We start from the raw sequence: 1397 nt of genomic DNA, 5'->3' as shown, positions 1-1397 counted from the left end.
GAGCTATGCGGGATTTTGGGTGACGGGGTGATCAGGCGGCGTGGTTTGCCGGCGCTTGGATGACCTCGATGCCGTCGTTGAATCTGACACCTGCGATGATCTTCGGCAACTGGTTTGTGCCTTTGAGCCGCCGCCAGGTCCTTGATGCGGCGATCACCAGCTTGAACACCATCAGCTTGGCGGTGGTCGGCGACAACGAACCCTTGGTGCGCACCGTCCTGTGCCGCACGGTGGCGAACACGCTCTCGATGGGATTGGTCGTGCGCAAGTGATCCCAATGCTCGGCAGGGAGGTCGTAGAAGGCCAGCAGCGCGTCGCGATCCTTGGCGAGGCATTCGACCGCCCGGCCGTACTTGGCGCGGTATTTCTCGGCGAAGACGTCGATCGCCACTTCGGCGGCCGCCCGGTTCGGCGCCCAGTAGACTTCGCGCAGGTCCTTCTTCATGTTGGCCTGCACCGAGAGCGGGACCTTGTCCAGGACGTTCACGGTCTTGTGCACCCAGCAGCGCTGGTGCCGCGTGCCGGGAAAGACCTCGTCAAGCGCTTTCCAGAAGCCGAGCGCGCCGTCACCAACGGCAATTTCCGGGGCGATCTGCAACCCGCGCTGCTTGACGTCGATCAGGAGCTCGCGCCAGCTCTGCGCGCTCTCCCGGACGCCGACCTGAAAGCCGATCAATTCCTTCTTGCCTTCCGGCGTCGCGCCGATCAGCACCAGCATGCATTCGCCGTGGTCTTCCATGCGCGCCTGCAGGAAGACGCCATCGGCCCACACATACACGTAGCGTCGCGCCGACAGATCGCGCTTTTGCCAGCGCTCATACTCGCCCTGCCACTCGGCCGTCAGCCGGGCGATGACCGCCGGCGACAGGTTCGGCGCGTCCTTGCCCAGCAGGGCCGTCAGCGCCTCCTGGAAATCGCCGGTCGAGATGCCGCGCAGGTACAGCACCGGCAACAGCGCATCCAGACTCCTGGTCCGCCGCGCCCACAGCGGCAGTATCGCCGAGCTGAAGCGGATCCGCTCGCTATCGCCGGCCGCCCCGCGGTCCCGAATCTTCGCCCGCGCGACCTCGACCGGTCCGATCCCGGTCGCAATCGTTCGCGCCGGGCCGTAACCATGCCGCACGACACGGGCGCGCCCGTCGTCAAGCTTCAAATCCTTCACCGTGGCGAGAAACGTCTCGACCTCGATCTCCACGGCCTGCGCCAGAAGCTGCCGCGCACCAGCTCGCAGAATATTGGTCAGTGGATCGTCGATATCGTCGGGCTGACGAAGGGCAACAATATTGCTAGTCTCGTTCATGGCGTATCGCTCTCCTTGAGAGGTTCTGGCAGGCTCGACACCCGCCTCGATACGCCGCCTATCTCATTCCGTCATCACCCACTTTCCCGCATAGCTC

1 protein-coding gene is annotated in these 1397 nt (G+C 64.5%); it reads right to left on the bottom strand.

Features of this window, described 5'->3' with window-relative positions; genetic code table 11:
* Positions 1–31: 31 nt before the first annotated feature.
* The gene (locus QCM77_RS45810) at positions 32–1300 is read right to left on the bottom strand and encodes an IS256 family transposase (RefSeq protein WP_280097123.1); all 1269 of its coding nucleotides are present in this window, start codon (positions 1298–1300) and stop codon (positions 32–34) included.
* Positions 1301–1397 lie beyond the last annotated feature (97 nt).

This window comes from Bradyrhizobium nivariense, assembly GCF_029846695.2.
GTDB lineage: Bacteria > Pseudomonadota > Alphaproteobacteria > Rhizobiales > Xanthobacteraceae > Bradyrhizobium.
This window is presented reverse-complemented; position numbering and strand designations above follow the sequence as displayed.

What these genes read in the sequence shown, in the direction of transcription:
- QCM77_RS45810 (WP_280097123.1), bottom strand. Translation starts at nt 1,300, where the DNA reads ATGAACGAGACTAGCAATATTGTTGCCCTTCGTCAGCCCGACGATATC.